This is a genomic window from Desulfurella multipotens (assembly GCF_900101285.1).
GTDB lineage: Bacteria > Campylobacterota_A > Desulfurellia > Desulfurellales > Desulfurellaceae > Desulfurella > Desulfurella acetivorans.
The window spans coordinates 1-26325 of the sequence record NZ_FMYU01000009.1; the positions used below are offsets into that span (position 1 = coordinate 1).

26 protein-coding genes are annotated in these 26325 nt (G+C 34.3%); 2 read left to right on the forward strand and 24 right to left on the reverse strand.

Annotated elements, in window-relative coordinates; genetic code table 11:
- The 24 genes from BLQ93_RS06650 to hypF form a co-directional block, all read right to left on the reverse strand.
- A partial coding sequence (locus BLQ93_RS06650) for a cache domain-containing protein (RefSeq protein ID WP_143338715.1) occupies positions 1-1039 on the reverse strand: 1039 nt, incomplete at its 3' end.
- A gap of 38 nt (positions 1040-1077) precedes the next feature.
- Positions 1078-2172: an aminopeptidase gene (locus BLQ93_RS06655; RefSeq protein ID WP_092129105.1), complete on the reverse strand. Its 1095-nt coding sequence runs from the start codon at positions 2170-2172 to the stop codon at positions 1078-1080.
- Entirely contained in the window at positions 2150-2344 is a 195-nt protein-coding gene (locus tag BLQ93_RS06660) for a YgaP family membrane protein (RefSeq protein WP_092129107.1), read from the reverse strand. Before BLQ93_RS06660 ends, BLQ93_RS06655 begins: the two co-directional genes overlap by 23 nt.
- Before the next feature lie 12 nt (positions 2345-2356).
- Entirely contained in the window at positions 2357-2917 is a 561-nt protein-coding gene (locus BLQ93_RS06665; RefSeq protein ID WP_025391251.1) for a CDP-alcohol phosphatidyltransferase family protein, read from the reverse strand.
- Complete coding sequence (gene lepB / locus BLQ93_RS06670; RefSeq protein WP_092129109.1) at positions 2907-3551, reverse strand: signal peptidase I; 645 nt, start codon at positions 3549-3551, stop codon at positions 2907-2909. The genes BLQ93_RS06665 and lepB overlap by 11 nt, the downstream gene beginning before the upstream one ends.
- A 12-nt stretch (positions 3552-3563) precedes the next feature.
- Entirely contained in the window at positions 3564-5363 is a 1800-nt protein-coding gene (gene lepA, locus BLQ93_RS06675; RefSeq protein ID WP_092129111.1) for a translation elongation factor 4, read from the reverse strand.
- On the reverse strand, positions 5341-5757 hold the full coding sequence (locus BLQ93_RS06680) for a hypothetical protein (RefSeq protein WP_025391248.1): 417 nt from the start codon (positions 5755-5757) through the stop codon (positions 5341-5343). Before BLQ93_RS06680 ends, lepA begins: the two co-directional genes overlap by 23 nt.
- On the reverse strand, positions 5727-6284 hold the full coding sequence (locus tag BLQ93_RS06685) for a phospholipase D family nuclease (RefSeq protein ID WP_092129113.1): 558 nt from the start codon (positions 6282-6284) through the stop codon (positions 5727-5729). The genes BLQ93_RS06680 and BLQ93_RS06685 overlap by 31 nt, the downstream gene beginning before the upstream one ends.
- Positions 6235-7686 carry an IMP dehydrogenase gene (gene guaB / locus BLQ93_RS06690; RefSeq protein ID WP_025391246.1) on the reverse strand — a complete coding sequence of 484 codons (1452 nt, stop codon included), beginning with the start codon at positions 7684-7686 and terminating at the stop codon, positions 6235-6237. Before guaB ends, BLQ93_RS06685 begins: the two co-directional genes overlap by 50 nt.
- Before the next feature lie 10 nt (positions 7687-7696).
- The gene (glyS, locus tag BLQ93_RS06695; protein ID WP_092129115.1) at positions 7697-9712 is read right to left on the reverse strand and encodes a glycine--tRNA ligase subunit beta; all 2016 of its coding nucleotides are present in this window, start codon (positions 9710-9712) and stop codon (positions 7697-7699) included.
- The gene (locus BLQ93_RS06700; protein WP_092129117.1) at positions 9709-10551 is read right to left on the reverse strand and encodes a glycine--tRNA ligase subunit alpha; all 843 of its coding nucleotides are present in this window, start codon (positions 10549-10551) and stop codon (positions 9709-9711) included. The genes glyS and BLQ93_RS06700 overlap by 4 nt, the downstream gene beginning before the upstream one ends.
- The gene (xth, locus tag BLQ93_RS06705) at positions 10548-11333 is read right to left on the reverse strand and encodes an exodeoxyribonuclease III (protein WP_092129119.1); all 786 of its coding nucleotides are present in this window, start codon (positions 11331-11333) and stop codon (positions 10548-10550) included. The genes BLQ93_RS06700 and xth overlap by 4 nt, the downstream gene beginning before the upstream one ends.
- Positions 11334-11440: 107 nt before the next feature.
- The gene (locus tag BLQ93_RS09415) at positions 11441-11608 is read right to left on the reverse strand and encodes a TOBE domain-containing protein (RefSeq protein ID WP_159427509.1); all 168 of its coding nucleotides are present in this window, start codon (positions 11606-11608) and stop codon (positions 11441-11443) included.
- Entirely contained in the window at positions 11608-12318 is a 711-nt protein-coding gene (locus tag BLQ93_RS06710; RefSeq protein WP_092129121.1) for an ABC transporter permease, read from the reverse strand. Before BLQ93_RS06710 ends, BLQ93_RS09415 begins: the two co-directional genes overlap by 1 nt.
- 26 nt (positions 12319-12344) lie before the next feature.
- Positions 12345-13274, reverse strand: a complete 930-nt coding sequence (locus tag BLQ93_RS06715) for an extracellular solute-binding protein (RefSeq protein ID WP_092129123.1) — start codon at positions 13272-13274, stop codon at positions 12345-12347.
- 9 nt (positions 13275-13283) lie between these two features.
- Positions 13284-14468, reverse strand: coding sequence for a molybdopterin molybdotransferase MoeA (locus BLQ93_RS06720; RefSeq protein WP_092129125.1), 1185 nt, complete (start codon positions 14466-14468; stop codon positions 13284-13286).
- A gap of 6 nt (positions 14469-14474) precedes the next feature.
- Entirely contained in the window at positions 14475-15695 is a 1221-nt protein-coding gene (locus tag BLQ93_RS06725) for an NAD(P)/FAD-dependent oxidoreductase (protein ID WP_092129127.1), read from the reverse strand.
- Positions 15696-15751: 56 nt separating this feature from the next.
- Positions 15752-17560: an aldehyde ferredoxin oxidoreductase family protein gene (locus BLQ93_RS06730; RefSeq protein ID WP_092129129.1), complete on the reverse strand. Its 1809-nt coding sequence runs from the start codon at positions 17558-17560 to the stop codon at positions 15752-15754.
- Between the two features lies 1 nt (position 17561).
- A complete protein-coding gene (locus BLQ93_RS06735; RefSeq protein ID WP_092129131.1) occupies positions 17562-18041 on the reverse strand; it encodes a 4Fe-4S dicluster domain-containing protein in 480 nt (159 codons plus the stop codon).
- 225 nt (positions 18042-18266) lie between these two features.
- The gene (locus tag BLQ93_RS06740) at positions 18267-18551 is read right to left on the reverse strand and encodes an RNA recognition motif domain-containing protein (RefSeq protein ID WP_025391235.1); all 285 of its coding nucleotides are present in this window, start codon (positions 18549-18551) and stop codon (positions 18267-18269) included.
- A 98-nt stretch (positions 18552-18649) separates the two neighbouring features.
- Positions 18650-19615, reverse strand: a complete 966-nt coding sequence (hypE, locus tag BLQ93_RS06745; protein ID WP_245670452.1) for a hydrogenase expression/formation protein HypE — start codon at positions 19613-19615, stop codon at positions 18650-18652.
- Entirely contained in the window at positions 19605-20693 is a 1089-nt protein-coding gene (gene hypD / locus BLQ93_RS06750) for a hydrogenase formation protein HypD (protein ID WP_025391233.1), read from the reverse strand. Before hypD ends, hypE begins: the two co-directional genes overlap by 11 nt.
- Complete coding sequence (locus BLQ93_RS06755; protein WP_092129135.1) at positions 20680-20919, reverse strand: HypC/HybG/HupF family hydrogenase formation chaperone; 240 nt, start codon at positions 20917-20919, stop codon at positions 20680-20682. Before BLQ93_RS06755 ends, hypD begins: the two co-directional genes overlap by 14 nt.
- Positions 20910-23117, reverse strand: coding sequence for a carbamoyltransferase HypF (hypF, locus tag BLQ93_RS06760; protein WP_092129137.1), 2208 nt, complete (start codon positions 23115-23117; stop codon positions 20910-20912). The genes BLQ93_RS06755 and hypF overlap by 10 nt, the downstream gene beginning before the upstream one ends.
- A 259-nt stretch (positions 23118-23376) precedes the next feature.
- Between hypF and BLQ93_RS06765 the strand changes: the two genes are divergently transcribed.
- Positions 23377-24594, forward strand: a complete 1218-nt coding sequence (locus BLQ93_RS06765; protein ID WP_092129139.1) for a hydrogenase small subunit — start codon at positions 23377-23379, stop codon at positions 24592-24594.
- Between the two features lie 17 nt (positions 24595-24611).
- Entirely contained in the window at positions 24612-26324 is a 1713-nt protein-coding gene (locus BLQ93_RS06770; RefSeq protein ID WP_092129141.1) for a nickel-dependent hydrogenase large subunit, read from the forward strand.
- The last annotated feature ends 1 nt before the right edge of the window (position 26325 follow it).

The window sequence follows — 26325 nt, forward strand, 5'->3', positions numbered from 1 at the left end:
TTATTTCTTTTGCTTCATCGGAAGATACCCTTATGTCTTCTGTTGATCTTGCAATACCGGATAGTGCATTTGCTGTGTCTTCTGTTGCGTGTGATATCTCTTTTGTGTTTGATGATACCTGCTCGCTTGAAGCAGATATTTGAGCAGCTGAAGTGGCAAGAGAGTTTACAGAAGATTGGACTTCTTTTGCCTTTGAAACAATCTGGCCAACAATATCTTTAAGTGTTGATATGAATTTGTTGAGATTGTCTGTTAGTTCTCCAAATTCATCATTTGAGTCCTTTGGCAATACAATAGTTAAATCACCACCACCTTTGGCAAGGGTGGAGACAAGAGAGTTTATATGAGAGAGGGGTTTAATAAGTTTTTTTGCTAATAACATACCAATTAAAGCCACAGCAGCAATTATAAAAATTACAATTATAGATGATACAATTAAAGAAGAAATCATATTTTTAATAATTATATTTCTTTGCTGTTCAATATCTTTGTTTAGGCCAGACAAATAAAATCCTGTGCCTAAAATAAATCCAAAATCTTTATCGTATCTTACATAAGTTACTTTCCTATCAATTTTATTTGTTGAAGGATTTTTAAAATTGTATTCGACATAGCCTGAACCTTGTTTTAAAGCAGTAGAAATTATTTCTTTAAAAATATATTTACCATTTGCATCTTTAAAGTCTAAAACATTTTTCCCCTCAAGCGAAGGGTCTGCCCTGTCCGCAAGCAATATACCATCTCTATCAACTACAAATATATAATTATTATTTCCGTACTTAACCTTTTTAATCCAATCAAGCGCGACTGCTTTTGCATCATCAAAACTCAATTCTCCGTTTTTGTACCTTTCGTATGGTCTTTGAATCATAGATGACACAGAATCTATAATGGAAACCAAGTTTTTCTTGTTATATGAAATAATTAATTCTTTTGTTGAGTTAATTTCCTGCTTTTCTAAGTTTAAATTCCAGTAAATTGCGTATACACCAAACAAACCAACAAAAATTAATACACTTAAAACACCGTATAAAACCATTTTTGTTTTGAAACTTATACATCCTCCACCTTAACTAATTAATCAAAATTCAAATATCGAGAACCATCGTCTTTTATAACAATCACATTGGGATTAAAAAGTACAAAATCCTGATGAAATGGGACACTAACTTTGCCGCCAAAAGATGAATTGTCTCCCAAAGCCATATGTATGGTTCTGTAAATTTTTTCAGCTTCTAGGATATTGAGTGGATCTTTTGCCTTAGTGTTTGTACCAATGCCAAGCTCAGCTACATTTGCAGCTTGTGGATGTTGATCAATTATCTTTTTTAGCGTTTTAGCGTAATTATCACTTCCTATAATTTCATTTAGCATACCATTCTTTATAACAAAACATAAATTACCATCAAACTTAAATGTAGGTCCAAACTCTGCTACAAAATAACCATTTGTTTTGCCTTCATTTGGTGCAATAAACACTTCTCCGGCAGGTAAATTTCCAAAACTACCCGGTTTATCCAATAAACCATAATCAGTTAAAAATTCTCTGCCTTCTAAATTAAACTCTATTTCTGTGCCATTTTTGGCATTAATTTTTATTATTTTAGCGTTTTTTACGACCTCGTATACTTGAAGCGTTTTATCTTTTAGTTCTTCTATGTCAATGCTTAATGGTCCAAAAAGCATACTTTCGTCAAATAATGGCATGCTTGCAAATCTGCTTTTGCAGCTATTGGTTAAAAGTTTTCTAAAAAATGTGTGGCTTGTAGAATAATTTGGCAGCGCAATAATAACATCTACACAATCGCACTTTTGCTTGACAATATCTTCTATAAAAGCTTTTTCTTCATCGCTTAAAGTCTTAGCAATTATTTTGTCTTTTAGGTGTTTAAACTGACTTGTACAGGATTTCCCAAAAGCTATTTCCCAAAGCTCAAAAGGTGGCTCACCTGCAGGTGAGCCAAGCGAGCCATATTCAAAGTAAAAAGCTTTTGCAAGTGAATTTGCTTCTTCAAAAAAAGCTTTTGCTATGTATGGAAGCTTTTTCCTTCGTAATTTTTCTTTTTCATCAACATCCTCATTTAGAATATCTGTAAACACAAGACATCGCTCATATGGCTTCAAACCCATATTGTCTTTGAGTATTTTTTTAATTATCCTGTCTGCGTTCATATGTATTTACACCTATTAAATCGTACAACGTACATTTTTGCAAGATTGCAGTGCCAAGCACCATCGCGCCTGGAACAATGAGTGCTTTCTTTTTTAGTAATCCGCATAAAATCAAACCAACACCAACTGCGTATCTAATCTTTTGGTCAAGTCCACCTACATTTTTTTTCATTAAAAACCTCCATTAAGTTTTAATTAAGTATAAAGCTTTTTTTACATAATGCAACAGGGCAAAAATCGAAAATGCAAAGGTTATATATACGATAACACTTAAAGCTAAATTATTGTGCAAAATATTAAGTTTCTCAAACAAAATATAAAGCAAAAGAACAATTTGAAAAAATGTAGCAAGTTTACCTGCATAAGAGCTTTTTATGACATGTTCTTTATTGTATGTCAAAATTACAAGGCTTCCAACAATCAAAACTGTATCTTTAAAAAATACTGTAACCCATAAAAATTGTGGTATAGCTCCTTTTATTGTAAAAAGCAAAAATGCATAATTTATCAAAATTTTATCTGCCAAAGGATCAAGAAGTTTGCCAATAAGTGTAGTCTGGTTTAACTTTCTAGCCAAAAAACCATCAAGAAAGTCTGTGATTGATGCAATAAATAATACAAAAAAAGCCTGCTTGTAAAATTCATTTAAAAGTAAATAGATTGTCGGAGCAATTAGTATAATTCTAAAAAAGGATAAACTATTTGGTAAATTTATAATTTTTTCATCGCAAAATTTATCTTCCATCTTGAGCATTTGTATTTATAATTTTAAATATTCGATTGAACCTTATTTTCCAATGATAAATTGAAAAATAAATAATAAATGGTTCGCCTGTAATATCATAGCGTGGCACAAAACCCCAAAATCTTGAATCGTAAGAATTGTCTCTGTTATCGCCCATCATAAAATACTCATGTGGTGGAACCTTAACAGGCCCCCAATTATCTCTTGAGCCATAAGGCGTTGTAATGCCTGGTATTTGAGCATTTCTTGGATAAATAATAGGACTCGAAAAATAAGCGTATGGTTCATAGACTTTTTTACCATTTATATAAACCTGCCTGTTTATTATCTGAACCGTATCACCTGGTACACCCATGCAACGTTTGATAAAATGCACGCTTGGGTCAGGTGGATACCTAAAAACTACAATATCTCCAACTTTAGGGTCTTTGCCTTTCCATAAAAATTCATGCGTAAAAGGTATTTTTATACCATATGATATCTTGTTTACAAGTATATAATCACCTGGCAATAGTGTAGGCTCCATTGAACCAGATGGAATTTTAAAAGCTTCAATAAAAAATGTCCTTATAAAAAGCGCTATTAATAGCGCTATAAGTATTGATTTTGTCCAATCCCAAAATTTTTTTGACATAACTACTCCTTTTTATCTTTTTGTGGGTTCCAAAAGTTTCATAAAGGCCTCCTTTGATATAGCAACCTTTCCTAATTGTTTTAACTTTTTTTTGCCTTCTTTTTGCTTTTCAAGCAATTTTCTTTTGCGTGTTATATCACCACCATAGCATTTTGCAAGCACATCTTTTCGAAGAGCTTTTATTTCCTCTTTTGCTATAATTTTGCCACCTACTTTTGCCTGAAGCCTTATCTCAAACAATTGTCTTGGCACAAATTCTTTCAGTTTTGCTAGCACCTCGCGAGCCTGAGCGTAAGCTTTATCCTTGTGGACGATTTGAGAAAAGCTATCTATAGGTTCATTGTTGATTAAAATTATCATTTTTACAAGATCCGATGGTTTATAGCCTTCAAATTCGTAATTAAAAGAAGCATAACCCCTTGTAATTGATTTAAGTGTGTCATAAAAGTTTGTTATTGTTTCAGATAAAGGAGCACTGTAAGTAATTAAACATCTATTTGCAGATAAATAGCTTAAATTTTTTTGATATCCTCTTTTTTCCTGCAACAAGTTTAATACGCTACCAATATACTCAGAAGGAGTTATAACATCAATGCTTACATAAGGCTCTAAAATAGATCTAATAAATTGGGGTTCAGGTAAGTCTTTGGGATTTGATATCTCAATTATGCTACCATCTGTTTTTTCTACTTTATACAAAACAGAAGGGTTTGTAACAACTATATCTAAACCAAATTCTTCTTCTAGACGTTCTTTTGTTATATTCATATGAAGCATGCCTAAAAAACCACATCTAAAGCCAAAACCTAAAGAATCGCTTTTTTCTGGTTCAAATTCCAAACTTGAGTCATTTAATTTAAGTTTTTCTAAACCTTCTTTAAGATCATCATATTTTTCAGTGTCAGTTGGGTATATACCTGCATATACAAAAGGTTTTATCTTTTTAAAACCCTTCAGGGCAGCTTTTGCAGGATTACTTGCAAGTGTTATTGTATCACCAACAAGCACATCATCTATATTTTTAATATTGGATATTAAAATACCAACTTCACCGGCATGCAAAGTTTCTATTTCTTTTGGTTTTGGTGTCAATACGCTTATACTTTCAACATTATACTCTTTTTTGTTTGAAAATATCATTATACGGTCATGGATCTTAATCTCACCTTCAAATACTCTAACAAGACACACAACACCTTTATAATTATCATACCATGAATCAATAATAAGAGCTTTAAGTGTCTCTTCGTTATTGATTTTTGGTGGAGGTATATATTTTATTATGGCTTCCAAAACTTTATCTGTACCTATATCGTTTTTTGCTGAAATCAAAATAGCACCAGAAGCATCTAAACCCAAATTTTCTATTTCACTTTTTGTTTTTTCAATATCTGCTGTGGGTAAATCTATTTTGTTTATAACAGGTATTATTTCTAAATTATTTTCTAAAGCCAAATATAAATTTGCAACCGTTTGTGCCTCAACACCTTGTGTAGCATCAACTACAAGCAATGCACCCTCGCATGCTGATAAGCTTTTTGATACCTCGTATGTAAAATCAGCATGCCCTGGAGTATCAATCATATTTAATTCGTATAAGACACCGTCGTATAAATACTCCATTCTAACAGCCTGAGCTTTTACGGTTATACCATGCCTGCGTTCCACTTCAAGATTATCTAAAACTTGATCTTTCATCTGCCTTTTATCAAGAGAACCGGTTTTTTCAATCAGTCTATCAGCAAGCGTTGATTTGCCATGATCAATATGGGCTATGATTGAAAAATTTCTAATGTTTTTTATATCTATCATACACTTTTTTTTCCAGTATATAAGTATCGTATCTTGCATGTTTGCATAATAATGAACTGTCAATATCAATTAATTTAAAGACTTCTTCCAAAACACGTAAAGATTCCTCGGTTCTTTTAAAGTTTGCAATTAAAACATCAAATAAAGAATCTCTATTTTTTTCTTCTTTCAATGTTACTTTTGTTAAACAGTCATTTTGTGTATCTCTGTGTTCAATTGAATCAATATGTTTTTTTGCAATAGAACCTAAAAGTGCACGTATACTTTTAGAGAAAGTTGCTAATTCTTCATCATCATACTCAAACCTTATTATATCTTCAACTACGCGAAGAGCTTCTTTTGAACGGTTCAAATTAGCATCAATTATTCTTTTGCAGGCAGCGCTTGATTCCATAATTCCTCAAATTGTTTTTTGTAAATATTTGCAATATCTGGCCTATCAATAATTAAAACATTTTCATCGTTTGCTTTGGGAGCCTGAGCTGTCCAATTTAGAGAACCAGTTTCAACTATTTTATCATCAAAAATAGCAAATTTATTGTGCATTATACCGTATCTATCATAATACTTGTGAGGCTTAGCAAATCTAATATCTATGCCATTTTTTAACAGGTACTCTACTTTTGAATATTTGTTTTTTGGACTATTCCATTCACCGTCTAATAAAAGCCTTACCTTGACACCGCGTTTTTTTGCATTTATAAGGCTTTGAGCAAGCGGTCTTGATGTAAAAGAGTACATTGCAACATCAATAGACTTTTTTGAATTATTTATGAGGTTAACAATCTTTTCTATAGGTACATCAGATGGTGTAAAATAAACTTCAATATCCCGTGCATAAGCAACATTGATTAAAACTAAAAATAAAACGCTAAATATTATAGTTAGGCGCTTCTTTTGTAATAATAACATCGTGAACATGACTTTCTCTCCATGAGTTTTCTGAAATTTGAATAAATGGCACTTCTCTAAGCTCTTCAATGGTTTTTGAACCAGTATAGCCCATACCTGCCTTTAGACCACCAACAAGCTGGTATAATACATCTTTTAATTCGCCTTTGTAGGGAACTCTACCTTCAATGCCTTCTGGTACAAACTTTTCAGGCTCAACTTCGTCCTGGAAATACCTTTCTTTGCCTCCTTTTTCCATTGCAGAAAGCGATCCCATCCCTCTGTAAACTTTGTACTTTCTACCTTGATATATAATGGACTCACCAGGTGATTCTTCCACGCCGGCAAGTAAATTACCAATCATTACACATGCAGCACCTGCAGCTAAAGCTTTAACAATATCACCTGAATACTTAATTCCACCATCAGCAATAATTTTTACGCCAAATTTATCGGCTTCTTCTGCACATTCTGATATTGCTGTAATCTGCGGCACACCAACGCCCGCAATAATGCGTGTTGTACAAATTGAACCTGGCCCGATTCCTACTTTTACAACATCTGCGCCAGCTTCTATCAAGCTTCTTGTGCCTTCGCGTGTGGCTACATTACCACCTATTACACAGCAGTCAAACTTTGACTTTATCCTTTCTATAGTCTTTAATACTTTTACAGAGTGTCCGTGCGCTGAATCTAATACTATAATATCAGCACCTGCTTCTAAAAGTGCTTTAGCTCTTGATTCACCATCTTTTGTGCCAACACTTGCAGCTACCAAAAGCCTGCCTTTTGAGTCTTTTGTGGCATCTGGATACTCTTCTTTTTTTATTATATCTTTTATTGTAATTAAACCTTTTAATTTATAATCTTTATCTACAATGGGTAATTTTTCAATTTTATTTTTCTTGAGATATTCAATTGCTTCTTTGAGCGTTGTACCTTCTGGAGCTACAATTAAACCTTTAGAAGTCATTAGGTCTTTTACTTTTTTTGTATAATCTGTCTCGAATCTTAAATCTCTATTAGTTATAATGCCAACGAGCGTATTATTGCTATCAGTTACCGGTATGCCAGAGATATGGTAGTTTCGCATTAAATTAAGGCAATCATTTATCGTAGCATCCGGGTGAATAACAATAGGATCCGTTATCATACCACTTTCACTTTTTTTGACCCTAATTACCTGTCTTACCTGTTCTTCTATAGTCATGTTTTTATGTATAACGCCAAGGCCACCGTTTCTTGCCATGCCTATTGCCATACGGTACTCTGTAACTGTATCCATAGCGGCTGAAATTATTGGAATCTTTAGTGCGTACCTGTTTGTCAGGTTTGTGCTTGTATCAACTTCGTTAGGTAAAACATGAGATTTTCTTGGAATTAAAAGCACATCGTTAAATGTCAAACCCAAAGTGTCTTTAAGTCTAATCATACACTCACCTTCAAATGTTTAAATATTTAAAATCTGCTACTTTTAATACTAATTGTTTGTAGTTGTTTAATAAAGCCAATCTATTATTTTTGATTTTTTCATCCTTATCCATAATAAGAACATTATCAAAAAAACTTGATATTATATTGTTGTCTATCATGTTTTTTAAATAAGATAAATAATCTTTAGTTTGCAAAAATTTTTCCAGATTTTGTTTTAAAGATCCTACAAATTCAAAAAATTTAGATTCTTCGCTAAAAACAAAAAGCTCACGATCAACATCTATTTTTTTAAAACTATCTGGCACTATATTAAACACCCTTTTTATACTATACAAATTTTCTTCATTGCTTTGAGTGTAAAAATCTTTTAATGCCTCGATTTTTAAAAATGCATCGTAAATATCACTAAAATCAACCTCAACCACAGCTTTTACAATCTGACTGTGTTCTTCGAACATATTTATAAATCTCACTTTTATAAATTCAAGTGTTTGGCTTACTGAATTTAATTGAGATATACCTTGTTTATCATAAAGATTTGCCGAGAATTCAACAATATCTTTAATATTAAAATTTAGTTTTGTGTTTAATGCAATTTTTATAATCGAAAGAGCTGCCCGGCGCAGTCCGTAGGGATCTTTATTGCCACTTGGCTTTAGATCAGCTATCATACCACCAACAATCAAATCAAACTTATCAGCTAATGATAGCGCTATACCTTCTTTTGTTTTAGGGTAAACTTCATCTTTGGGTAAATACTGTTCATATATGCAGTTTGCTACAAGCTCTTTTTCTGATTGCTTTTTTGCAATAATCGAGCCCATTATACCTTGTACTTCTGGAAATTCATAAACCATATGCGTTAAAAGATCTGCTTTTGATAAATATGCTGCACGCTGCGCCACATCTACATCTGCACCAATATCACTTGCTATTTTTTTGGTAAGCTCAACAAGCCTTTCTACCCTATCATACATTGACCCTAGTTTTTTATGAAAAAGCATATGTTTTAGTTTATCTACTAGGTCTGATAACTTGACTTTTAAATCTTCTTCATAGAAAAAAGCTGCATCTCTAAAACGGGCCCTTAAAACACGTTCATTACCTTTTACAATAACAGAATCATCATCTGTAATCATGTTTGAAACTATACAAAATTTATTTGTAAGCTTACCATTGTTTAAAGAGTAAAAGTATTTTTGATTGGCTTTCATTGAGCTTATTAAAACTTCCTGGGGCAATTTAAGAAACTCTTCTTCAAAAGTCCCTTCCAGGCAATTTGGGTATTCTACCAAATTTACAACTTCATTTAACAAATCCTCATCTAAAACATAGCGCTTTTGCGCGTTTGATAGTTTTTCAAGCGAATCTTTAATAATTGATTGCCTTGTGTGTTGATCTACTATTACATAGTGCTTTTTAAGTTCTTCCTTGTAGTCTTTTGATATTAAATCTATTTTGTGGCAAGCCAAAAATCTGTGACCAAATGTGTAAGAAACGCTAGGCTTGCCAAACAAAGAACATTCTATTACTTCGTTGTCAGCTAAAAGCACCAAATTGTGTACGGGCCTTAAAAAAACAAAATCGCCACTTCCCCAGCGCATTTGCTTTTCAAATGGGATTGAGCTTAAAAATTCACTAAAAATACCACATAAAAGCTCTTTTACTAACTTTTGTGTTTGTTTTGCAAAAACGCAAGCATAAGTACCTTTGCTTGTATTTTCAAAAAAGCACTCATCAATATTTGCATTGTTTTTTTCTAAAAAACTTAATAAAGCTTTTGTTGGCTTATTATCTTTGTCAAAACATACGTTTTTTGGCGGTCCAAAAATTTTTTGATTTTGCTGTTTTGTAAACTCTTTACAATTAATTATAGCAGCTATGCGTCTTGGCGTAAAATATACACTGGCGCTTTGATAATCAATATTGTGTCTGTCCAAGACCGCACAAAGCAAGCTATCATTTATATTAAGCAACTCTTTTGCTGGTAATTCTTCTGTTAACAATTCAAACAATACCCTCATTGGCTTTCTCCTACATAAGCTTTTGCTATGGCAACAGCCAGATCGCGCACCCTTTTTATATAATGCGTACGCTCTGATACGCTAATTGCACTCCTTGCATCAAGCAGGTTAAAAACATGAGAACATTTAATACAATAATCATACGCTGGTCTTATAAGATTAGCCTGAATGCATCTGTTTGATTCTTTTTCAAATATGTTAAATAACTCAAAAAGCATTTTTACATCAGCAACTTCAAAATTGTATGTAGAATATTCCCATTCATCGTGCTTATGAATATCGCCATAAGTTAAATGATCGTTAAATTTCATATCAAAAACATTTTCTACACCTTGAATATACATACCAAGTCTTTCTGTGCCATACGTTATTTCGACAGGTATGAGTTTTAAATCAACACCACCTATTTGCTGAAAATATGTAAACTGTGTTACTTCCATACCATCTAACCATACTTCCCAGCCAAGACCCCATGCGCCAAGCGTAGGAGATTCCCAGTTATCTTCAACAAACCTTATATCGTGTTGCTTTGGCGATATGCCTAAGAATTCAAGACTTTCTAAATACATTTCCTGAATGTTTTCCGGTGAGGGCTTAATAATTACTTGATATTGGTAGTAATGCTGGAGTCTATTGGGATTTTCACCATACCTACCATCGGTTGGTCTTCTTGAAGGAGCAGTATAGGCAACACTCCAGGGCTTATCGCCAAGCGATTTTAATACTGTAGCAGGATGAAATGTTCCTGCACCAGACTCAATATCGTAGGGTTGCAATATTACACAGCCTTTCGATTTCCAAAACTCCGATAATTTTAGTGGTATGTCCTGATAATTCATGATACACCGCCTGTATTAATATTTACTTTTGCATAAACTGGTGCGTGGTCAGATGCACCAGGCTTTGCACGTTCTTTTTCGTCTATATCGCACAACACGACTTTTTCAAAAATTTCTTTTGTTGTCAAAATATAATCTACCCTCATGCCTTTGTTTCTTAAAAAAGAATTTGCTCTATAATCCCAAAAACTAAATAGTTTTTTGTCTTTATGAAACTCGCGACATACATCAAAAAAACCGATGTTCAATATATCCTGTAAGGCATTTTTCTCTGAGTGTGTAAAGCCGATTTGATCACTCATCTGCGAGCTATTATAAACATCCAGGTCTGATAATGCAACATTTAAATCACCCATAAGTATTATTTGTTTTGTATCTTTCATTAAAGAAATTAAATACTCTTTTAATTTAGAAAGGTAATCTAACTTATAGTAATAATCACCTGTTCCAACCTGTTTACCGTTTGGTATGTACACATTTATAATTTTAATACTATTAATTTCGCAGCTTATCATACGCTTTTGGGCTCTTGCATCAAGTGCAAAACCTTTTTTAATGTTTTCCATTGGAAATTTCGAAGCAATTGCAACACCATTAAAACCAACTTCTCCAAAACTTTCAACATTATAACCTAAATCTTTGAAATTATTATATGGAAATTTATCATCCGGTGCTTTAATTTCTTGCATAGCTATAACATCTATGTTTTTTTGGGTTATCCAATCTAAAATTTTATCAAGCCTAACTCTAATAGAGTTTACGTTCCATGTAGCTATTCTCATTACTTTTCCTTTCTAAAAATTTAATTTATTACCTTCAATGCAAAAATGGCTCTTTGCCACAAAGCATTTAATATTGAATATATTAGCTATAATGTAATTTTTTTCAACTATTGATCTGGCAAAATTCTAACAGACGTTCTAGAAAAGCTTGCATAAACATTGGTGCCAATTTTTATATTCAGCTCATCAAAATAGTATTTTGTGAGACTTGCTTTTAGCTTAAAGCCGCAATTTAAATAAACACTATACACATGTCCGTTGAAACTATAATCCATTACCTCGCAAGGTTCATTTCGTTAAAAGCATTGTAAATTTTAACAGGAGCTGTCATTGGATAATATGCAAGCATAACGACTGCTCCAAACTCAGAAATAGCCCTTGCCCATACCAATATAAAACCAGAATAAATTGCACTTTTTGATAATGGCAGGTAAATATCTTTAAAGATATTAAACTCACTTGCACCAAGCATCTTTGCTGTTTTTTCAAGTTCTTTATCAATGCTTTTAAAACTTTCTTTAGCAGCATTAACCATATACGGCAAAGACACAAACAGCATTGCTATTGTAATGGCAATGCGCGTACCTGTAATCTGAAATTTAAATAACTTATAAGAAAGACTGCCGATAATACCTTCTTTCCCATATATAAATAACAAAGCTATACCAGCTACAGTGTGTGGTATAGAAATTGGGATATCAGATATTGTTTCTACAAACTTGTTGAATCTTTTAAAAAAATTTTTAGACAAAAGATAAGCAAATGGCACACCAACTCCTATAGAAATCAATCCGCAAATAAACGATAAAGAAAGACTATTAAAAATTGCTTCCAATACAGAACTTTGCTCTATTACGCTAACAGTTTTTGGATTTATAAAAAGCACAAGACGCGCAAGAGGAACAATTATAAAAACAAGCACAAAAAGGCTTATGATTAAAAATGAAACTTTTAGAGCTTTATCGCTTAAATAATTGTGCTTCATATTGATAAGAGAGGAAAAGCTTCCTCTTACTTAGTCAATTTTTTAACAACTGGCGGTATCTGAGTTATGTCCCCTACAGCTATAGCTGGACTGATTGCGGGCTGTCCGCTGTCGCTTAATATTTTTTGACCTTCTTTTGAAATTAAAAAGGCTAAAAACTTTGCAGCCAGTTCTTTGTGTTTTGCCTGATTGGGTATTGATATACCATAAATTATTGGTATACCGGGTGCTACTTTACCGGATTTTAACTTAAATGATACCTGTGAATAATATTTTGCATATTTTGGATCACCAAAGTTTATTTCATTTGGTAATTGTACATAGTCTAAACCATACTGTTTTGCTATGGATAAATACTCAAAAGCGTAATCAAGCTCTCCTGCTTTTAGATAAGCAATCAAATCTTCAGCTTTTGGTCTTATGTTGTTTTTATTTACATGCGATAAAAGGTAATCTGCAAGTTGAGGCTTATGATAATAAATAGAAGCAAGTTTTAAAACCATAACGGCTGTATAACCACCTAGGTCAAGGTTTGGGTTGCCGTAACCCCAGCTAACATCTTTTTTTGAAAGTATCTCATACCAGTTGTTTGAATTGATTTGTTTTGCATATTTGCTTTTTGGCGTATAGGCCAATACCTCCTGATTTGTAGAAAACTGCAAATACCAGCTTGTGTATTTTGGCATCAAGTCTTTTGGAAACAAAGAATAATCAGCCAATTCAACAATATCCGGTGTGGCATGCAAATCTGTAATCATTCTCACAATCTTTACACTGCCAAAAGCTTCATTTTGAAACTTTACATTTGTGTGATAAGTCTTGTTGAAAGCTTCTTCAATTTCTTTAAACGGTTTAGCCAAACTTCCTGCCTGCATAACAACAAGCGTGCTAGCAAATGATGTGCTTGCAAAAAATAATACCGCAATTACCAATACAAGCCTGGAAAATAATTTCATAAAGTACCCCTATATAAAAAAGAATTCGAGCATCTCACCTTTTTTTGCAATTTCTACTTCTTTTGGTATAGCTAAAAACGCATTTGCTTTAGATAGGGCACTAAAGTCACCAGAACCATTGTAATTTATCTTATAGGCTACATAACCGTCTTGACAAAAAGCTACTTTTGTTGGCAAAAAATGCATCCTATCCGATTTTTTTTTGTAATCAAAATCAATCTTGCACTTTAGAAAATCCACATCAAAATCTTTGCATTTTAACATCTTTGAAATAATATTTCCTACAAACAACCTAAAGACACTAAATGTTGATACCGGGTTTCCTGGTGAACCAATAATAAAACAATTGTCTTTTTTTGCTATAATTGTTGGTCTTCCTGGTTTCATATCAATGGTTCTAATTAGTATTTTGGCACCTATGGCGTTTAGCGCTTCCTGGGTATAATCCTTATCGCCAAATGAAGATCCGCCTGTTATTATTACGATATCACAGTTTAAGGTAGCATTATTAAGTGTATGTTGTATCTTTTTTGGGTCATCTAAAATACGTCCATAATCAATCGCTTCTTGATTAAACTGTCTTATCTGGGCAATTAAACTGTAGCGCGAGGTGTCAACAACGCTTGATGGTTTTTTGGGCTCACCAATATCAACTAGCTCATCGCCTGTTGTAATAACGCCAATATTTAATTTTCTGTAAACTTTTACGCCTTTATAGCCAAGTTGTGCAAGTAAATTGATCATATTTGGTTGTATTAGAGTACCTTCTTTTAAAACAAGCTCATTCTTTTTTAAATCCTCTCCAAGGTAAGCTATATTTGAACCTTTTTTTGGTGGTTTTATAAATTCAATAAAACCGTCTTTTTCTATTACAGCTTCAAATTCTACCACACTATCGCAATCATCTGGCACTTTAGCGCCTGTCATTATGCGCACGCAATACCCTTTTTGGGTCTTAATGTTTGTTTCTTGGCCTGCATAAATTACATCCTGGATTTTAAGCCTTTTGGGCAAATCATCTTCAAATCTGAAAGCAAAACCATCCATTGTGGCTTTGTTAAATGGGGGAAAATCTATATTTGATATAATATCAATTGCCAGTACTCTGTTTATAGACTCAATTAAATCAACCTGTTGGGTTTGAGCTACAAGCTCTGGCTGAATTGATTGGATTGCTTCATAAAATGTGGTCATGAGAACCTACCTATAGTTAAGCTTACTTAAAAATTTTGGATAGTTCATAAATTGATTTAGATTATGAAAAATATCTATTTTGGTGCGTGTTTTTACTAGATTATAGTAAAGTCCTGCATCGTTTGTGTCTTTAATAAGTGTTGCTCCAATTATAAAACCAGATTCATCAAAAAAGAGTTTTCTATAAAAAAACCTGCCTGGATCGTAAAACTCTATATTTTGTGCATCGTCTTTATTGTAACCAACAACAGCAACATCTATACCAAAAACCTCTGTTGTGTTGTTTTTTATGCTACCGTCGTAGGCTACATTTATACCTAAAATATTTTTTGCAGCAATAATTGCTTGCTCAACTGCCGTTATCCAGTTGCCTTGAATGACGCTTTTTCCTGTAACAAAATCTCTCCCTTGAGCGCAATCGCCAGCTGCATAAACATCCTGAGCACTTGTTTTACAAAAATCGTCTATTACGATTCCTTTGTCTGTTTCTATCTCGCCTTTTAGAAAATCTATATTAGGTAAAACACCTTTCCCTACAAGGAGTAAATCGCAATCTATTTGATGATTGGATTTTAAGCTAAGTTTTATTGAGCCATCCAAATTATCTTTTATGCTTTCTACATCATCATGTTTGTAGATAAATACATTTTTGTCTTTAAATATTTCTTCTAAGATATATGAAGCGCTTTTATCCACCACCTGAGAAAAAATTCTATCAGATGAAACTATTATGTGTTTTTTAACATCATCTTTTAAATGAGATAGCGTTGGTAAACTAACAAGACCTGCACCAAGTGCCGCAACAGATTTTGCATTTGAAAATAACTTGCGCAATTTATCTGCATCGGATATATTTCTCAACGTTAACACCTTTTCATGCTTTATATGCGACTGTTTTGCGAAAGCACCTACTGCAATAAGCAAATACCTGTATGTATATGTATCAAACTGCGTATAGATTGTTTTTTTATTTGTATCAACTCTAAATACTTCATCTCCTAAATAAGCGTCAATGCCATTTTTTGCATAAAAGCTTTTATCTACAATGTAGAGATGATCTTTATCTGTATCAAATCCTGCATAGTAAGGTGTTAGGACCCTTGAGTATGCGCTCTCAGCTTCTTTATCAAATACAGCAACAGACATTTTCTTATCAAAAGCTCTTATAGTCTTTATTGCACTTAAACCCGCTGCTGAGTTGCCTATTATAATTAAATCATAGTGCATTTATCCCTCACTTTGGTTTTAAGCGCAAAGCCTTTGAAAACTTTGCGCTTAAAATTTTATGCAATATTTAGCTCTTTTAGCTTTTCTTGCGTTGGCACCCCATCAGATCCCCAACCACGCTCTTTGTAGTACTCAGGCAAAAGCTCAGATAACTTTGCAACCATGCCTTTTGCCGGACCTTCTTTTACTGGCTCTTCAAGCAAGCGTTTTGGAAGTGTGTCCTGAGATGGATCAATACCAGCTTTGAGGTTAAATAAGCGCTCTATATTATATATGCGCTCTCCTGCTTTCATCATATCGTTTTGCGTGTAATTCAAGCCTGTAGCTGCAGTAAATAGGTTTGTTATGTGGTTTATGTTTATTGCAAATGTGGTAAACAAACACATACCCACAGAGTCCACCACTGCTGTCACATCCTGGAAAGTTTTTGTCCAGAAAGCTTTATTTTCTGTTGTATAAGGATCAAGTTTTTCCGGTACACCCATAATTTCTGGTGAAATCATATAGCCTCTAACATGGCAGGCACCACGGTTTGATGTAGCATACTCCAAAGCCATACCTTGAGCTACTCTACCATCGTATGCTGGAAATTCCTGTTTTTTTACTGTCATGGAAAACTCTGGGTGTCCATACAAACTTGCAAGTCTGTATGAGCCAAGAGCAAGCTTATCCCCAAATCCTTCTCTCTTGCCAGTTAGCTCAATCATTTTAACCATTGCATCAGCATCTCCAAACTTTAGAGGCATGCCTATATCGGACTGGGGTATTATGCCTTTTTCAAACATCTCCATAGCACATGCTACAGTAGCGCCTGCGCTTATTGGATCCATACCATATTGATTACAGATAAAATTTGCTTTTGTTATAGCATTTAAATCTGATACACCGCAATCTGAACCCAAAGCAAATATTGTTTCGTACTCTGGACCCTCACCTGTTTCTAGCTTATACCTTGGATCAACAAGCTTTGTAACCCTTGCACATCCTATCATGCAGGACATACAGGCTTTATTTCTAACAAGCAAGGTGCTAGCAAGCGTTTCACCAGATATTTTTTCTGCATCTTCAAACATATCTGCCTGGAAGTTTCTTGTTGGAAGCAAGCCATTTTGGTTTATAACATTCACAAGCACAGCTGTGCCATATGCAGGAAGCCCAGCTGAAGTTACAGGCGATTCTTTTATTGCCCTGAAAGCATCTGTTGCCGCTTCTCTAAACTTCACTCTATCTGCTACCTTAACACCCAATGTGCCCCTTACAGCTATAGCTTTTAGATTCTTTGAGCCCATTACAGCACCAACACCGCTTCTGCCTGCTGCCCTGTGTTTATCATTCATAATTGCTGCGAATAATACCTGCTTTTCACCTGCTGGACCAATAGAAGCAATCTTTGCATCTCTATGGAAAGTTGAATGTAGATAATCTTCTACTTCATCAGAGGTTTTGCCCCATATTTTAGAAGCATCTTTTATGGCTACCTGGTTGTTATAGATTGTAACATAAACCGGGTGAGCTGCTTTGCCTTCTATTATTATAAGGTCAATACCTGCATACTTTAGTTCAGCTGGGAAATAACCACCAGAATTTGAACAAGCAATCGTGCCTGTTAGAGGAGATTTTGTAATCATCATATAGCGACCATTTGCTGCACCGTATGTACCAGTCAACGGTCCTGGGGCAAGTATCAGCTTATTATCTTCAGAAAATGGGTCAACCGTTGGGTCTACTTCTTCCATGAAATACTTTGAACCAAGACCCCTGCCGCCTAAATACAGCTTGGCCCACTCGTAGTTTAAAGGCTCAAAAGCATAAGTCATTTTAGAGAGGTTTATCCTTAAGACATTTCCTATCCATCCACCAAACATACTACACCTCCAATCGTCCTTCTTTTACAACATTTACATAGTTTAGAATCTTTGTCCTAAGAGGTGCATCCTCTTCCTCAAATGTTAGACAACCTGTTGGGCAAAATGCGACACACTCCGGGTAATCGCCACCACAAAGGTTACATTTATCCGCTTTTTGTTTGTACTCCACATACTTTATCATACCAAATGGACAAGCACTTACGCATGTTCTACAGCCTACACATTTTTCTTCAATTACTTCTACCACACCTGTGTCTGGGTGCTTTATTATAGCATCAGATGGACATGCTCTAGCACACCATGGATCATCACATTGCTGGCATGTAACTGTAACAAACGAAGCTTCTTCCAAAAATACTTCATTGTAGATGCGAGACAAACTTGGGGCAAACATACCATGGTGTTTAAAAGAACAGGCAAGCTCGCATGTTTTACAACCAATACACTTTGAAGGTTCGATTCTAATTCGCTTTGACATAGAAACCTCCCTAATTAACTTATTAATTAATTATAACCCAAATTTATATTTTTTCAATTTTTTATAAATTTTTTAAGAATTGGAGGGTATATAAATAAAAATTTTTAAGATACAAAGGTACACTTAAACAATAACAAAAAAATACCAAAAGCATACTATATATTTTTAAATAAAATTTATTAAGAAATATATAAGCAGGGCTAAAACCCTGCTTTTAAAAGTGGATTAAAATCTGTTTCTTGAGTTAGAGTAATTTGACCTTTGTCTTGGATTTGACTCCCTTGGTTTTGCTTCATCTACCCTGATGTTTCTGCCGTCTAAATCTGTGTTGTCTAAAGCGTCTTTAGCTTTTTGGGCATCGTCTTTTGATTCCATTTCTACAAAGCCAAAACCTTTACCTTCAATAACCTTTACCGATACTACATTACCATAACCTGAGAAAACTTCTTTGAGTTTCTCTTCCGTCGTTCGGTAATTTAAATTACCGACGTACAACTTGTTCGTATTCACAAAACACACTCCAAAAAAAATTTACTATTGATGCGCCTATATAGTCCACACCAAATTATTTGCATTTTAACATAAAAAAACAAAAAGTCAAGTATTTTTTAACAAATCCTTGGCATTTTTTCTACAAGTGGCATAGAAAGCAATCTTTTTGTGCCATAATTCAAATTAAGCAATACCTTTTGTGGGTGATCTTTTGTAATATTTCCAATTATATTTGCATTTTTACCAAGTGGATTGCTGTGTAAAATATCTAAAATTTTTGGGGCATCAACCGGGTTTGCAACTATTACCATCTTACCTTCGTTTGCGCTATAGTAAGGTTCAATGCCAAGCATCTCAGAAATCGAGGACACTTCTTCAGAAATTGGGACAAGTTCTTCAAATATTTCAACGCCAAAATCTCTTTTGTAGCATAATTCGTTTAAACACATAGCAATACCGCCACGTGTGGGATCCCTCATCCAGTGAACATCTAAATCAGATTCAATTATTGGTAAAATTAGGCTTGTAAGCTGGGCGCAATCAGATTGCAAATTTGATGCAAGGTTTAAATTCTCGCGTTCGTTTAAAATCGAAAAGCCGTGTTCTCCAATATTGCCTGTTACAATTATCTGATCATTTTCACATATGTTTGAGCCATCTATTGGCCTTATGATTTTTCCTATGCCTGATGTATTTATATAAAAGCCTTTGCCAGCTTCAACAACCTTTGTATCACCACATACAATTTTAACATTAGCATTTTTTGCTTCATCGCGCATTGATTGTGCAATTTTTTCTAACTCATCAAGCTCAAAACCTTCTTCCATTATAAATGCGCTTGATAGATACATGGGCTTTGCTCCAACACACAACAAATCATTTATAGTTCCACAAACGGATAGTTTGCCAATATCACCGCCTTTAAAAAATAGCGGCTTTATTGAATGAGAATCCGTCGTAAAGGCTATATCGCCCAAAATCGCACTATCAAGACCCGGAGTTGCTCTAAATACATTTTCTATTAATTCAAGCGTCAATTTACCGCCAGATCCGTGATCCATTGTAATTTTGTCAAATTTCACCTTTAACCTCCCACCAGTTTCTGCATGTACCTTCATCTGATACCATACACGGTCCTACAGGATTGTGAGGATTGCATACTTTGGAAAACATTGGGCATTGCGTTGGCTCAATCAAACCTAAAATAACTTCTGCGCATCTGCAGCCTTTTTGTTCTTCTATATAATCTTCGCTAAATGGAATATTGAATTTTACTTTTGCATTTAAAAAGTCATATGTTTTTTTAAATTCAAAACCGCTATTTTCTATTGTGCCAAGCCCTCTCCATATGCAAGGCACAATATCAAAAACATCGTTTAGAGCTTTTTGAGCAAGTTTGTTGCCTTCATAGCTCAAAAGCCTTTCATACTCGTTTTCTACCTTGCAGGTATTATTTTCAATCTGGTTTATTATCATAAGTATGGCACTTAAAATATCAGCTGGTTCAAAACCCGCTGCAACACAAGGCAATTTAAAATCGCTTGAGGCCTTTTCATAAGGCACCAACCCTGAAACTATGCTTGCATGTCCAGGCAATATTAATGCATCAATATTTAGTTTACCTGCTTTCAACAATTCTAAAACACCATTTGGCGTGTATTTGTGGACACTAAAAAAGCTTAAATTTTCTGGCAAGCTTATACTCTTTATTATGCTTGCAATGGGAGCTGCTGTAGTTTCAAATCCCACAGAAAAAAATATCACATCTTGTCTGCTTTTTTTTGCAAAATCTATTGCTTCATCTAAACCATAAACCATCTTAACGCTAAGACCCATCTTGCTTGCACTAAAAAGTGAATAATTGCTTCCTTTCACCCTTAGCATGTCGCCAAATGTGGCAATTGTGCAATTATTTTTTATACCATAGTTTATTATAGCATCTATATCTTTTGAGCTTGTAACACATACTGGACATCCAGGTCCAGCAAGAAGCTTAATATTATCTGGCAATAAATCCCTTAGTGCGTATCTTACTATAGAATTCTCGTGTGTGCCACACACATGCATAATGCGCAAATTCTCGAAATTTTTTGATTTGACTTTTATGCTTTGAGCAAGTGCCAATACTAAATCTTTGTCTTTAAACTTACTCAGTTGCACCTTTTGCCCCCAATAAGCATTGTTCTATTAGCTCTACGTTTTCTTTTGCTTCTTGTTCATCAAGTTTTGCTATGGCATTTCCAGCGTGCACTAACACATAGTCTCCCACTTTTGGATTGTCTATTAGCATAAAAAAACAGTGTTTCTTTGTACCACCTGCTTCAACAACACCACTAATTCCATCTTCATAAACTTCAACAATTTGCATTGGTATACCTATACACATAATCCCTCCTTTGCAATATAGATTTGACCTACGGCTACGCCACCATCGTTTATTGGAAACCTTGAGTTAAATAATACATTAAAGCCAGCCTTGGTTAATTTTTTATATAGTAGGCTAAAAACTATATCGTTTTGGAATACGCCACCTGATAGCGCAACCACTTTTATGCCAGTAAGTTTTGATATAGACATTGTATTTTCATATATTGCTTCAACAAAAGTATTATGAAAAAGCCTTGCGCTTACTAAATCGCGCCTTTTTGCAATTGTTTTTAGCGTCATTGAAAAATCAACAACAAAATTATCAATCTTATAATCAAGTATCTTAGAAGTTTTGTGTTTTTTTGCTTCGTATTCTAAAAGCATTGCAGATTGTGCTTCAAACGTGTTTTTGTGTTTTATGTTAAGAAGGGCACTTACTGCATCAAATAATCTACCTGCTGAGCTTGTAATCAAATAAGGTGTTTTTGGCATAAGCTCAATTACATCAGTATAGTCAGAAAATAAGGATTTTACATATTCAATATCATCTGTTATATCATAAATATAAGAAGCTGCTATTCTGTATGGTTCTTTTATTGCTTTTTCGCCAAAGTAAAGTTTCATATTTTTAATATGTCCAATACGTTTTATGGTTTTATCCATTTTTACAAAAAATTCACCACCCCAAATATTGCCATCATCACCAAAACCTGTACCATCAAGCACTATCCCAATACAATCACCAGTGTAGTTATTTTCCAATAAAACGCTTGCAAAATGCGCTTTGTGGTGCTGTACTTCAAACACATTTGCAAATGTTTGCCTTGCATAATTACTTGATAAATAATTTGGATGCCTATCACAAATAGCCATATCAACTTTTTTTATATCAAAAAAAGACAAAAAATCATTAACTTTTTTATTAAATTGCTCATAGTTTTCATAATTTGATAAATCTGGCGTGTATTGAGATAAAATTACTGTATCTTTAAGGCTTATTGCTATATTGTTTTTCATATCGGCACCCAACGCTAAAATGTTGGGCTTTACGCCTTTTAAATAAAATGGCGAAGGTGCATAACCCCTTGCATACCTAAAAATTATTTGCTTATTTAAACTGAAATGTACAATAGAATCTTCAATTGGTCTTATAATTTTCCTATTGTGAAGCAGTACAAAATCTACACCATCAAAATTTACAGCATCCCTATCTTTGTAAATAAGCGAAAATTCACTTAAATTTGCACTTGTTGCAACAATGCACTCAAGGTTTGAAAAGTAAAACAAAAGCAAGTGTATTGGAGCATAAGCAAGCATTAAACCTACAAATGGGCTTTTGAGATTTACAAACTTTAAGCGCTCATCTTTATATTTTGCAAGCACAATTGGTTTTATTTGTGAGTTTAGAATTTCAATCTCTTTTTTTGATAGATAGGCAAGTTTTTTTGCAGTTTCAATGTTTTTTGCAATTACAGCAAACGGTTTTTCTTCCCTTTTTTTTATGTATTTTATTTTTTCAACAGCATATTCATCAAATGCATTGCAAATTAAATGATAACCACCTATGCCTTTTAATAAACCAACTTTAGAGTTTTCCAAATCAAAAGCTGCCTTTTTAACGGCTTTGATATCTTTTAACTCAACCTGTTTATTTTTTACATAAAAATATTTCGGGCCACATTCTTTACAAGAAATGGTTTGAGCATGAAAACGCCTATTTGAGCTATCAGAATATTCTGTTGCACACATTTTACACATTTTAAATGCGTTCATTGTGGTGTTGTTTCTATCAAACAAACCATCTTTTGCAATACTAAATCTGGGCCCACAATCTGTGCATGTAATCAAAGGATGCAAAAAACGCCTGTTTGAGCTATCGAATAATTCTTGCTCGCATTTTTTGCAAATACCCCAATCTGGCGTTATGTTTATATTTTTTTGAGCATCACCTTTGCTGTATTTAATAATAAAACTATTGTAGGCATGTTTTTTTATTTTAAAAATAACGCTATCTATAGATTTTATAAATGCATTTTGCGGTTTATTTTTAATGATAATTTTTTCTATATTAAGTATTCTATTTGATTCAATATAAATTTCAACACAACAAGAACTATTTCGTACCCACCCAGTATATTTTTTTAAGGCATTGTAAAGTGCTGGTCTAAAACCTACACCCTGAATAATACCATATACTTTAGCTTTGATTGCAAACATTTGCTAAATAAATTAAATATTTGTACATTGTATTTAAAAAACGATACATATCCCCCTCTTTTTAAACGATGCTATATTAATAATATTAAATACGAATGTCAACATGATATTATCATAATGTTATTTAATTTAGTATGTAATGTATGGTTCTTTTAATTGCAATTATTAGAAGATTTAATTAAAAATAATTAATTTTTTTATTGACAAAGCTAATTTTAATTCTTAAAATTGCATTCAAAATATACAAAGGAGGGGGGCTATGAAAAAAGACACTCTTGACTATCAAGCTCTATTGCCAGAAGTAGATGAACGGCTAAAAAACAGTTGTTCTAAAGAACAAGAACAACTATTCTACAACAATCTCAAAGAAGCAGGTTTTACAAGAAGGGATTTTTTGAAATGGACATCTATGATTACAGCTGCGTTGACCTTGCCACCTATATTTGAACCACGCGTTGCAAAAGCAGTTGCAGCTATTGCTCCAAGACCTACAGTAATCTGGCTGCACTTTGCAGAGTGCACCGGCTGCACTGAGTCGTTTTTAAGGACTATAAACCCAAGCATTGAACAGGTAATTTTTGATACGGTTAATCTCGCATTTCATGATACATTAATGATGGCCTCAGGCAAAAGAGCTGAAGAAGCTTTGGATTCTGCAATAGCAAAGTACAAAGGCAATTATATATTGGTAGTAGAAGGGGGTATACCTACAAAAGACGATGGCATATATTTACGTATTGGCTCAAATGCAGAAACTGGCCTTCATAGATTAAAAAGAATATCAAAAGACGCAAAATACATAGTAAATTTTGGCACCTGCTCGTCTTTTGGAGGCGTACAGGCAGCATATCCAAACCCAACAGGTGCAAAAGGCGTTCATGATATATTGGGTTGTGAAGTGGTTAATGTATCTGGTTGCCCACCAAACGCTGTAAACATGATAGGAACATTAGTACATATTTTATTGTTTGATAGGGTCCCACCACTTGATTTAAGCTATAGGCCAATTTGGGCATACGGTGGCAGGATTCACGACAATTGCGAGCGCAGGGCACACTTTGATGCAGGTGAATTTGTTCAAGAATGGGGCGATGAAGGCGCAAAAAAAGGTTGGTGTCTGTATAAAATGGGTTGTAAAGGACCTCTTACATACAACAACTGTCCAAGGTATAGATTTAACCAAGGCACAAACTGGCCAGTGGGCGCAGGCCATGGCTGTATTGGATGCTCAGAACCAAACTTTTGGGACACCATGGCACCATTTGAAGAGCCAAATGATAAAGCAGGCATAAGAATACCAGCTTTTGGCGGTGTAGAAGCTACAAGCGATGCTATCGGAGAGCTCGTAACTGGTATTACAATCGGTGCAGTTGGCGTACATGCTGCTGGCTCAATAATTAAGGCAAAAGCTGAAAAGAAAAAGAAAGAAGAAGAAAAAAATAAAAATGATCAAAACAATACAGGTGAAAATAAATAACAAAGAGGGGGAGCAATATGGCTAAGGCACAAAAAGAAGTTAATCAACACTTAGTAGTTGATCCTATTACACGTATTGAAGGGCATTTGCGTATTGAAGTTGATATAAAAAATGGCAAAGTAGTAGATGCTTGGAGCTCTGGTACATTATGGAGAGGTATAGAACCCATCTTGCAAGGCAGAGATATAAGGGATGGCGGCTTGCTTGCCCAGCGTATATGCGGTGTTTGCACATACTCTCACTATGAAGGCAACACTATGGCTACAGAAGTAGCCCTTGGCATAAGACCACCAACAAATGCAAGGCTAATAAGGAACTTAATTAATGCTACTCAGTTTATGCACGACCACATAGTACACTTTTATGCTTTGCATAGTCTCGATTGGGCAGATGTAGCTGGCGCATTAAAAGCCGACCCTCAAAAGGCAGCAGATTTAGCCTATGAATTTTCAAAAACACCATATAATGCTTCTGTTTCTCATTACAGAGAAGTCAAAGCCAAACTGGAAAAATTTGTAGCAAGTGGACAATTAGGTCCATTTACAAATGCTTACCTTGGCAATCCTTTATATAAAATGCCTCCAGAAGCAGATCTTGTAATGATAAGTCATTATCTGGATGCTTTGCATATACAGGTTATCGTGGCACAAATGCAAGCCATTTATGGTGCTAAAAACCCTCACCCACAAAGCTTAGTAATTGGCGGTATATCAAGTGTAATGGATATGCTTGACCCAAATAGGCTTGCGGAGTTTCAGTTTAAGCTTGATAGTGTTAAAAACTTTATACATAACGCATATTTGCCTGATATTGACATGCTTGTGCATTTTTACAAAGATGAGTTTGTGAAAGGTTGGGGAATTGGAAACTATAATTTCTTAAGTTATGGTGGTTTTCCAGAAACAAACGATTGGGAAGCAAAATACAGATATCTACCTCAAGGTGTTGTTTACGAAGGCGACTTAAATATTTTTGAACCTACAGTGGATGAAAAATCAATAACAGAAACCGTTGCCCACTCCTGGTACGAAGGACCCAGAGTTGGACTGTATCCTGGAATTGAAGAAACCATACCTCAATATACCGGCTTAAACCCAGATAATACAGTTAAAGGTGATGGTAAGTATTCATGGGTAAAAGCCCCTAGATACAAAAGAAAAGTTATGGAAGTAGGCCCGCTTGCCAGATGGGTTGTAGGATATGCTATAAACCACAAAGACATGAGAAAACGCTTGGATGAATTTTTAAAAAAGCACAATGCACAATTTGAACAAATGTATTCAACAGTAGGCAGAACTGCAGCAAGAGCATTAGAAACTGCCTATATTTGTGATGGCGCTTATATGTTCATAAAAGATTTAGTCGCAAACCTAAAACAAGGGGATGAAAGCACATGGACGCGCTTTGAATTTCCAAAAGAAGAGACAAATGCATGCGTTGCGCTTGTTGAAGCACCAAGGGGCTCTTTAGGTCATTTTGTAACAATAAAAGGCAAAACAATTAAACACTATCAGGTAGTTGTGCCTTCTACATGGAATGCTTCTCCAAGAGACGAAATTGGACAAAAAGGGGCTTACGAAGCTTCATTAACCGGTTTGCCAGTACCAAATCCAGACGAACCACTAGAAATTATCCGTACCATTCATTCATTTGACCCGTGTTTGGCGTGTGCTGTGCATTTAATTGATACAGATAGTGGTAAATTGCGTGAATTTAAAGTCGAGGTGTAAT

Excerpts from the sequence above, each read along its gene's own strand:
- BLQ93_RS06755 (WP_092129135.1), bottom strand. The coding sequence starts at position 20,919 with ATGTGTATAGGTATACCAATGCAAATTGTTGAAGTTTATGAAGATGGA.
- BLQ93_RS06710 (WP_092129121.1), bottom strand. The coding sequence starts at position 12,318 with ATGAAGCACAATTATTTAAGCGATAAAGCTCTAAAAGTTTCATTTTTA.
- BLQ93_RS06715 (WP_092129123.1), bottom strand. The coding sequence starts at position 13,274 with ATGAAATTATTTTCCAGGCTTGTATTGGTAATTGCGGTATTATTTTTT.
- lepB (WP_092129109.1), bottom strand. The coding sequence starts at position 3,551 with ATGTCAAAAAAATTTTGGGATTGGACAAAATCAATACTTATAGCGCTA.
- BLQ93_RS06770 (WP_092129141.1), top strand. The coding sequence starts at position 24,612 with ATGGCTAAGGCACAAAAAGAAGTTAATCAACACTTAGTAGTTGATCCT.
- BLQ93_RS06765 (WP_092129139.1), top strand. The coding sequence starts at position 23,377 with ATGAAAAAAGACACTCTTGACTATCAAGCTCTATTGCCAGAAGTAGAT.
- xth (WP_092129119.1), bottom strand. The coding sequence starts at position 11,333 with ATGAGAATAGCTACATGGAACGTAAACTCTATTAGAGTTAGGCTTGAT.
- BLQ93_RS06685 (WP_092129113.1), bottom strand. The coding sequence starts at position 6,284 with ATGTTCACGATGTTATTATTACAAAAGAAGCGCCTAACTATAATATTT.
- BLQ93_RS06700 (WP_092129117.1), bottom strand. The coding sequence starts at position 10,551 with ATGAATTATCAGGACATACCACTAAAATTATCGGAGTTTTGGAAATCG.
- BLQ93_RS09415 (WP_159427509.1), bottom strand. The coding sequence starts at position 11,608 with ATGGATTATAGTTTCAACGGACATGTGTATAGTGTTTATTTAAATTGC.
- BLQ93_RS06735 (WP_092129131.1), bottom strand. The coding sequence starts at position 18,041 with ATGTCAAAGCGAATTAGAATCGAACCTTCAAAGTGTATTGGTTGTAAA.
- BLQ93_RS06660 (WP_092129107.1), bottom strand. The coding sequence starts at position 2,344 with ATGAAAAAAAATGTAGGTGGACTTGACCAAAAGATTAGATACGCAGTT.
- BLQ93_RS06680 (WP_025391248.1), bottom strand. The coding sequence starts at position 5,757 with ATGGAATCAAGCGCTGCCTGCAAAAGAATAATTGATGCTAATTTGAAC.
- BLQ93_RS06725 (WP_092129127.1), bottom strand. The coding sequence starts at position 15,695 with ATGCACTATGATTTAATTATAATAGGCAACTCAGCAGCGGGTTTAAGT.
- BLQ93_RS06655 (WP_092129105.1), bottom strand. The coding sequence starts at position 2,172 with ATGAACGCAGACAGGATAATTAAAAAAATACTCAAAGACAATATGGGT.
- hypF (WP_092129137.1), bottom strand. The coding sequence starts at position 23,117 with ATGTTTGCAATCAAAGCTAAAGTATATGGTATTATTCAGGGTGTAGGT.
- BLQ93_RS06665 (WP_025391251.1), bottom strand. The coding sequence starts at position 2,917 with ATGGAAGATAAATTTTGCGATGAAAAAATTATAAATTTACCAAATAGT.
- BLQ93_RS06720 (WP_092129125.1), bottom strand. The coding sequence starts at position 14,468 with ATGACCACATTTTATGAAGCAATCCAATCAATTCAGCCAGAGCTTGTA.
- lepA (WP_092129111.1), bottom strand. The coding sequence starts at position 5,363 with ATGATAGATATAAAAAACATTAGAAATTTTTCAATCATAGCCCATATT.
- glyS (WP_092129115.1), bottom strand. The coding sequence starts at position 9,712 with ATGAGGGTATTGTTTGAATTGTTAACAGAAGAATTACCAGCAAAAGAG.
- BLQ93_RS06730 (WP_092129129.1), bottom strand. The coding sequence starts at position 17,560 with ATGTTTGGTGGATGGATAGGAAATGTCTTAAGGATAAACCTCTCTAAA.
- guaB (WP_025391246.1), bottom strand. The coding sequence starts at position 7,686 with ATGATTAGACTTAAAGACACTTTGGGTTTGACATTTAACGATGTGCTT.